Origin of the sequence: Dorea sp. 210702-DFI.3.125 (assembly GCF_020560945.1) — a bacterium.
GTDB lineage: Bacteria > Bacillota > Clostridia > Lachnospirales > Lachnospiraceae > Dorea > Dorea formicigenerans.
Map to the genome: position 1 here is coordinate 1 of NZ_JAJCNF010000052.1, position 7,677 is coordinate 7,677.

Annotated in this window: 8 protein-coding genes and 1 tRNA gene; 8 read left to right on the forward strand and 1 reads right to left on the reverse strand. The window is 38.5% G+C overall.

All coding sequences use genetic code 11. From position 1 onward, the window contains the following. The first annotated feature begins 62 nt into the window (after positions 1 to 62). The 8 genes from tet(40) to xerC all read left to right on the forward strand — a co-directional run bounded on the left by tet(40) (position 63) and on the right by xerC (position 6,756). On the forward strand, positions 63 to 1,283 hold the full coding sequence (tet(40), locus tag LI164_RS15235; protein WP_227087357.1) for a tetracycline efflux MFS transporter Tet(40): 1,221 nt from the start codon (positions 63 to 65) through the stop codon (positions 1,281 to 1,283). Positions 1,284 to 1,789: 506 nt separating this feature from the next. After that, complete coding sequence (locus LI164_RS15240; protein ID WP_215726677.1) at positions 1,790 to 2,908, forward strand: hypothetical protein; 1,119 nt, start codon at positions 1,790 to 1,792, stop codon at positions 2,906 to 2,908. A 7-nt stretch (positions 2,909 to 2,915) separates the two neighbouring features. Next, entirely contained in the window at positions 2,916 to 3,410 is a 495-nt protein-coding gene (locus LI164_RS15245; protein ID WP_227087356.1) for a hypothetical protein, read from the forward strand. 25 nt (positions 3,411 to 3,435) lie between these two features. Next, the gene (locus LI164_RS15250) at positions 3,436 to 3,660 is read left to right on the forward strand and encodes a sporulation initiation factor Spo0A C-terminal domain-containing protein (RefSeq protein WP_005334915.1); all 225 of its coding nucleotides are present in this window, start codon (positions 3,436 to 3,438) and stop codon (positions 3,658 to 3,660) included. Between the two features lie 238 nt (positions 3,661 to 3,898). Then, positions 3,899 to 4,318, forward strand: a complete 420-nt coding sequence (locus LI164_RS15255; RefSeq protein WP_005334925.1) for a sigma factor-like helix-turn-helix DNA-binding protein — start codon at positions 3,899 to 3,901, stop codon at positions 4,316 to 4,318. 57 nt (positions 4,319 to 4,375) lie between these two features. Next, a complete protein-coding gene (locus tag LI164_RS15260; RefSeq protein WP_005334926.1) occupies positions 4,376 to 4,564 on the forward strand; it encodes a helix-turn-helix domain-containing protein in 189 nt (62 codons plus the stop codon). A gap of 443 nt (positions 4,565 to 5,007) precedes the next feature. Beyond that, positions 5,008 to 5,268 carry a helix-turn-helix domain-containing protein gene (locus tag LI164_RS15265; protein WP_055195567.1) on the forward strand — a complete coding sequence of 87 codons (261 nt, stop codon included), beginning with the start codon at positions 5,008 to 5,010 and terminating at the stop codon, positions 5,266 to 5,268. 21 nt (positions 5,269 to 5,289) lie between these two features. After that, positions 5,290 to 6,756 carry a tyrosine recombinase XerC gene (gene xerC / locus LI164_RS15270; protein WP_055195565.1) on the forward strand — a complete coding sequence of 489 codons (1,467 nt, stop codon included), beginning with the start codon at positions 5,290 to 5,292 and terminating at the stop codon, positions 6,754 to 6,756. A 231-nt stretch (positions 6,757 to 6,987) separates the two neighbouring features. Here the strand turns inward: xerC and LI164_RS15275 are convergent. Next, positions 6,988 to 7,064, reverse strand: a tRNA-Arg gene (locus LI164_RS15275). Positions 7,065 to 7,677 lie beyond the last annotated feature (613 nt).

Sequence of the window (7,677 nt, forward strand, 5' to 3'; positions counted from 1 at the left end):
CAAAAGTCATATAAAATGAGATTTGAAAGGATTAGAGACTAATTATGATGAAATGTAACTTCATGTTTGCTAAAAATTCAAAGGCATATTCTGTCTACCTGCTGTTCCGATTTGTCTGTTCCCTGGCGGTTTCTATGTCCACAGTGCTTTCCATCGTGTACCACCTGGAGGTGGTGCAGCTGGATGCTTTCCAGCTTGTCCTGGTAGGGACGGTTCAGGAGACCTCCTGCTTTCTGTTCGAGATGCCCACCGGTGTGGTGGCGGATTTGTATAGCCGTCGGCGCTCGGTGCTGATTGGAATGTTCCTCTACGGCCTGGGCTTTCTGATGGAGGGTGCGCTACCGTGGTTCGCGCCGGTTCTGCTGGCCCAGGTTGTCTGGGGTTGCGGTGATACCTTCATCACCGGCGCTCTGGAGGCGTGGATTGCCTCGGAGGAAGAGGACAAACCCATAGACAAGGTGTTCCTGCGGGGCAGTCAAATGGGGCAAATCGGCGGCGTTCTGGGCACACTGCTGGGCACACTGCTGGGAAACATAAACCTGCAAATGCCTGTCATCTTGGGGGGCAGTTTGTGCTTGTTGTTGGGGCTGGTGATGGTTCGCATCATGCCAGAAACCAACTTCTCCCCTGCTATTGAGGAACGGCAGGGCTTGCTTAAAGACTTTGTCTGCCTGTTCAAGCTCAACCTGGGCTTTGTGAAAGGCGCACCTGTGTTGCTGGCGCTCTTAGCAATCACACTATGCGGGGGACTTGCCAGTGAAGGCTTTGACCGGCTCTCCACCGCTCATTTTCTGGATGACACGGTAATACCCGTTATCGGGCCGCTGAACAGCGTCACTTGGTTCGGTGTTATCAGTCTTATCGGCAGCGGCTTAGGTATTCTGGCTTCTCAGTTGCTCATCGCCCGCATGGAGAAAAAAGGGACTGTCAGCCGAACCAGTGTGGTCATGTCCACCAGCGCCGGGTATATCCTGTTCCTGGTTCTCTTCGCGGTGGGGCGGAGCTTTTGGTTCATGTTGTTGGTGTTCCTGCTGGCGGGGCTTATGCGCACCATCAAGGAGCCTGTGCTGGCCGCCTGGATGAACGACCATGTGGATGAGAAAATGCGCGCCACAGTCTTTTCCACCAGCGGACAGCTGGACTCTTTCGGGCAGATCATCGGCGGGCCTATTGTGGGGCTGGTAGCCCAGCAGGTGTCCATACCCTGGGGGCTGGTCTGTACCGCTTTCCTGCTGTTGCCCGCGCTGTTCTTAGTGCCGGTGGCGGGAAAGAAGCGGGATTGATATGGCATAGTTAAGTTTACTGACGAGCGGGAGATTACTTCCGCTCGTCTTCATTTAGTAGCGCAAAATTTGAGGACTCTTTATTTCCTTATTCGGTATAGCGGAGGCGGCTGTCAATTCGACATAATTTTCTTGTGATACTTTACCGTACATGAGCATTAGGAATAGGAATGTATCTTTGTGTGGTAGTTGTTACTTGCACAGGTATTATTGTTTCAAAAATCAGTTCCAAGCCAAATGAAGATACTCCTGAAGAAAAAGAAGAATGACCAATTCAAGTTTGTAGAATTGTAAAGGAATAATATTATTTTAAATGAGCTGTTCGGATTAAATGCGTTGCCCTCTAACGGGTCAAGGATGAACCATGATACAATCAAACTTGAGTATGGTATTAAACATCAAAATATTCGTAATTTCCTTTTAGTTAAGAAACAAATATAGTAAGAGCAAAATATCGGTCTTTTTTCATTCAAAAATAAGTTATACTAGAAACAGAGGTGATATCCATGATCAACAATAAAGAGAAAAAAATGATTCAAAGATATTGTATATATCCAAAGATTGCAGTGGTTGCACTCATCTTTTCATTTGTACAATGTGCATTAATAGTACCATTAGAGATGATAGATGATTTAGTATTCCAAAACAAAGGTTTTCAGCCTACAGGGATGTTTACTGCATTAGGATTTGTCATTATATATGTTATTATATTCTGTTTCTGTGCACTTGCCCCTAAGTTTGGAATGAACGGTAAGAAATGGAAATCTCTTATAGGTAGATTAAATGTGAAACAGTCAGAAACAGATTATTCTAAAGAGGTATCTGCTGCTTTGGCGTCACAAGCTGTTGGTCGATTCCTTAAAGAAAGTGATAATGATACTGCAAAGAATATAGGAAGTGCTATGCAGGTGGCTGGTGCAGTAAGTACAGTCTCTACATCTATAGATATGTTATCTGAAGCAGGAAGTAATGCCGAGAACATGGCACATGCTTATAGAATCCCTATTCCTGATATAAAAAAACAACTCATTGCCTTTGCAGTTATCCCAATACTTATTGTAGTCGGTACTTATATACCTCAATATATAAAAGGAAAGCAGGCAATGGATCAAAGAATTGCAGCTTCTGCAAAACAAGTAGAAATAGTAAAAAAGGCATTAGAACCTGTATGTGTAAGAGTACATGCAGACAATCCAAATGAATCACGTCGTAGTAGATCAAGTTATACTGTTATGGGATATTTAAGAGATTCAGGTGCTACTGATTGTTATGTTCATGTTCAAGTCAATAATAGTGGTACTATCATCAATATCTCATATGTAGAAGGTGTGGATATTAATAAGAGTTTAGAAGAGAATTTAATGCAGACAGAAAAAGATTTTGCGACATTACAAAAGTCTTTTGAGAATTTAAATGTATCCGTATCTAATCCTGAGATATTATCTTATCAGGCTATTCCACAACAATTTAAAGATGAATTTCTAAATGGGACATTTTATAAGAGTTTCCGTTTCTATGATCAGGATGCGCCTATCAGTTTGTCTTGTTCATTTGATACAGAGACAGAAGATCAGTTTGATGAATATACAAGACCTAAAATTGATTTCTTCTTAGGATCAAAATAGACACCTTATGAATAATAAATTTGATGAACAAAATGATACAGTCAAATTCCAGCTTGTAGAGCTGAACAACCAAAGTTTGAAAGGAAAATGTATAATGACCAAAGAACAAATAATTGAAGAACTAAAAAAATCAGCAAAGCCTTATGAAGAGTATTATCTTGATGATGAAATATTAAGTGCTATGCTTTCATATCAAAATCCTTATGAATTTGTAGAGCCAATTTTAGAAATTATATCCACTAATCCCTCAGTTGATTTTGGAATGCCCGGTGATTTAGTTCATTTTGTAGAAAAGTTCTATAAAAAGGGATATGAAGAATTGTTAATCGATTCCGTCAAAAAAAATCCAACTTCACATAACATTTTAATGCTTCACCGTTGCTATAATGATATAAAAAATCCAAACCATAATGAATTTGCAAAAGTTGTTAAAGCACTAAAGAATGACAAATCAGTCTCCATCGAAATCAAGGATATCATTGATGAGTATGATTGGGATTAAATTTCTTCAGAAAGGTTGTGGTTAGATGTTGGGTATCAAAAAACGTGATACAAAACAAGTATTTAAAGCGATCGCACATCAACAGGGTGTTTCCGTGTCAGAAGTAAAAGAACGTATTCAGTCAACTATTGATGAAATGTATTACAGCGATGACCCAGATGTGCAAGCTGAATTTTCAAGTTATTTTGGAAAGAAACGTCCTACACCAGAAGAATACGTTTATACGATGGCAACAAAAATTAAATACTGATTTATGAAAAATCATCACTTCTTTAACCTGTACATTAAATGTGCAGGTCTTTTTTTGTCGTTTTTTATCGAATCGAACAATTTTTGCCTTTCTCGTCGGCTATATAGTGAGGGCAAATATAAATTTTATCTAAAATAGCGATTATTTTTTTCAAATCACTTAGCAACTGCCCTGTTTTTTTCTTATATGGAGTGGAAAGAGGGATAGATACAAAACAGCACAGGGAGGAGGTGAGAACGTGAAACCATCTGACTTCCAGAAAACTGTAATGTGTCGTTTTGATAGTTGTTTAAAAAAAACTGTTTTCGGAGTTGTAAAGGATTACTACAAAGAGTTGAAAAAGAATCAAGCAGAAGCTATCCCCTTTTGTGAGCTTCCCGACATTATCATAGATAAAGTTGCTATATGGGATACATATAAAACGGATTACACGACTTTCAATATATGTGGACATGACATTTATGTATATGACGATGAGCTGGCAAAAGTCATTAAACAATTATCTGACCGTTACCGTGAAAATGTACTTATGTACTATTTCTTGGATATGAGTGATACGGAAATTGCAAAATTGCAGAATATATCCCGAAGTGGTGTATTTCAAAACCGACACTATGCATTAAAACAAATGAAAAAGTCATTAGAGGAGGAAAATTAGTATTTGAAACAAAAACGTTCGTATAAGAAGCCATCATTTTATGTGATTTCATCGGCTATGGACGGCGACAAAATTTCCATTGATAAAATCTTAGATTTCTATGACCCGTATATATCAAAAAGCTGTATTCGCCCATTATATGATGAATACGGAAATGTATATATCGCTGTGGATATGGAATTAAAAGGTCGTATCAGAGAAGCCATTATGAAAATGATATTGGAATTTGACATAAAAATTGAATAGGTAATATCTGCGGAACGCTTCATATAAGCACTTCCCTCTTTCCTGTTCCGCTTACTTCTTAGCTTGTCATTCTGTATCAGTCTATTTAACAAAACAGATTGATACAGGCTGACAAGAGCCTAATAGTTCTTTGACAACTGAATAATGCAGACAGATACGTTTGTGCTTGCAGTGAGCCATCAGAGATTGTACGCCGTGACTTTTCCAATCGGGAGATAGCGATTCATGCAATGATCTGGGAGCGACCGTTGGAAAAGTCGTTCTGCCATGACCTGCAACACAGGATAATGATACACCCGTATGACACGGTTCAGCCCACAGGAATGGGAATGGTTGAGATACCAGTGGAGCTTGCCAAAGCCATTTGTCTGCATATAAAAAGTATTAGCAAAAGTGTTAGCAACGGCAAAAAACATATCCGCAAGAGTTATTGATATGCTATAATGACCTTGTTAAACGTATGTATTTTGCTGTTATCACACGGAAAGGAGTTATTATTACTCGTGATAAGTGATACATCAAATACAGAAACTCCTAAAAAGGAGAAAAAGACATATACAGTAGAGGAAATTGCAGAACAATTATGTGTGAGTAAAAAAGTGGCTTACGCATTGGTTAAAAGTGGACAGTTCGCTTATGTTCGTGCTGGTAGAGCCATACGGGTATCTAAAGATTCTTTCGATAAATGGTTAAATCAAAATTAACTGTTAAGGAGAGAATATATTATGGCTTCAATCAAAAAAAGAAAATCAACATTTTCCGTTATTTACTGGTATTTAGACAATGCAGGAGAACGTAAACAGAAATGGGATACGTTAGAGACAAAGAAAGAAGCAAAGCAGAGAAAAGCATTTGTTGAGTATTATCAAGAAAAATATGGTTATGTGATTGTTCCCTTAGAGGAACAGTTTGCACGCCAAATTGATGAATCGAAAAAAGAACTTGATAGTACCGATGAAGATATTACGCTTTGTGACTTTTTAAAAATATTTGTCAATCTCTATGGTACGTCAAAATGGTCGCCTAGTACATTTAGTAGTAAGGTCGGTACTATCGAAAATTACATCAATCCACTTATCGGGGATTGGAAGTTAAATGAGATTACCACAAAGAAATTATCTGCCTACTACAACGATTTATTGAGTGTTCCAGAAGTACCCAGAGCTAACAGAAAAGCTACTGGACGTTGCGTACAACCTGCCAATATCAAGAAAATACACGACATTATACGCTGTGCATTAAATCAAGCAATCCGTTGGGAATATATTGATACCAACAAGCGTAACCCTGCTTCATTAGCAACGCTTCCTAAAGTTCCTAAGGTAAAAAGAAAAGTATGGAGTGTAGATACATTCCGTGAAGCAATTCAGCAGTCAGACGACGATTTATTAACCATCTGTATGCATTTGGCGTTTTCCTGCTCAATGCGTATTGGAGAAATTACAGGTCTTACATGGGAAGATGTCGTTATTGATGAACAATCCATTGCAACGAATAACGCAAGGGTAATCATCAATAAAGAGCTTTCCAGAGTAAATGCACAAGCTATGCAGAAATTAAAGGAAAAAGATATTATCAAGATTTTTCCGACACAGAAACCGCATTGCACAACAAGGCTTGTATTAAAAACACCAAAGACAGAAACAAGTAATCGTACCGTATGGTTGCCAAAGACGGTTGCAGAATTACTGGTGCAATATCAAAAAGATCAAAAGGAATTACAGGAATTTCTAGGAGACGCTTATAACAATTACAACCTTGTTATAGCTTTGGAAAATGGAAATCCCGTTGAGAGTAGAATTGTGAGAGACAGATTTCAAAAGTTATGCGAACAAAATGGCTATGAACAAGTTGTTTTCCACAGTCTGCGTCATTTATCCACAGGATACAAATTGAAAATGACCAACGGCGATGTAAAATCAGTACAAGGCGATACAGGTCATGCAGAAGCAGAAATGGTTACAGACGTTTATTCAGAAATCATAGATGAAGATAGACGTTACAATGCTCAAAAGATGGACGAACAATTTTATTCCACTCTAAACCATGATTCAGAAATGCAACCACAAAATGAGGAAGTTCAGCCAGAAAACAACGGCTTATCAGACAGTGATATGGAGCTTTTACAGCTTTTAAAATCACTTACGCCAGAGATGAAAGCAATGCTTTTGAAACAATCAGCTTCAAAGTAATTTTTCAAAAGTGTTAGCAAATCTTCAAAAATCTGCTGATATTTTTTCAAAATAAAAAAAGTGTTAGCAAACTCTTCTACTCAAACAGTCATAAAAATATCGAATTACAAATTCTGAAAATCAAAAGAAATTGCAAAATATAAATTGAATATGTTCTTATCCGACAGGTTATAAGCCAAAAACAAAAGAAGCTGAAAACCTCGATAAATCAAGGCTTTCAGCGTTGTTTGCTGGCGTCCCAGACAGGAATCGAACCTGCGACGTTTCGCTTAGGAGGCGAACCCTCTATCCTACTGAGGTACTGAGACGTATTTAATTGTAATGGAGCAATTTTCAAATTTATTTCATAAATCGCTTCCGAAAGGGGATTGCTCCACCTGACCCTTAGGAGGCGAGTGCTCTATCCAGCTGAGCTATGACGACACATGCCGCAAACCCTTGATTTTACTGGGTTTCTGGGATTTTTCCCTTCGGCCATATATAAGATTATCAACTCTATTTCGAGTTGTCAATCTACAGATTTTTTCGATTTGGTAACATTAGAACGTTCCCCAATTTGGGGATTGCCTCGGCTTTTTCTTAGAAGACGCTTGTTATATCCATTTAACTAAGGAAACTCAGCTATTGTATTTTAGCATTTATAAGAGATAAAAGCAAGCGTCTCCAGGCCAGACGCTTTGATTTTTTACTTTATATAGTAGCGATATGACTGTGTTCGTCCACATAATACGGCGTGAGAAGTCCCATAGAGTCGTAGAGCTTAAGAGTCGGAACCGTAGTCCGATTGATCTTTGCCATTTCGCCAATGCTAATATAGTTGGAATCCTTATTGTACATGTTGTGTATACAAAACCTCCTTTTTCCAGTTGGGGACGGGGTTTTTTCAAAAACAATGTCATTAAGTTAAGGATAAAATTGTAA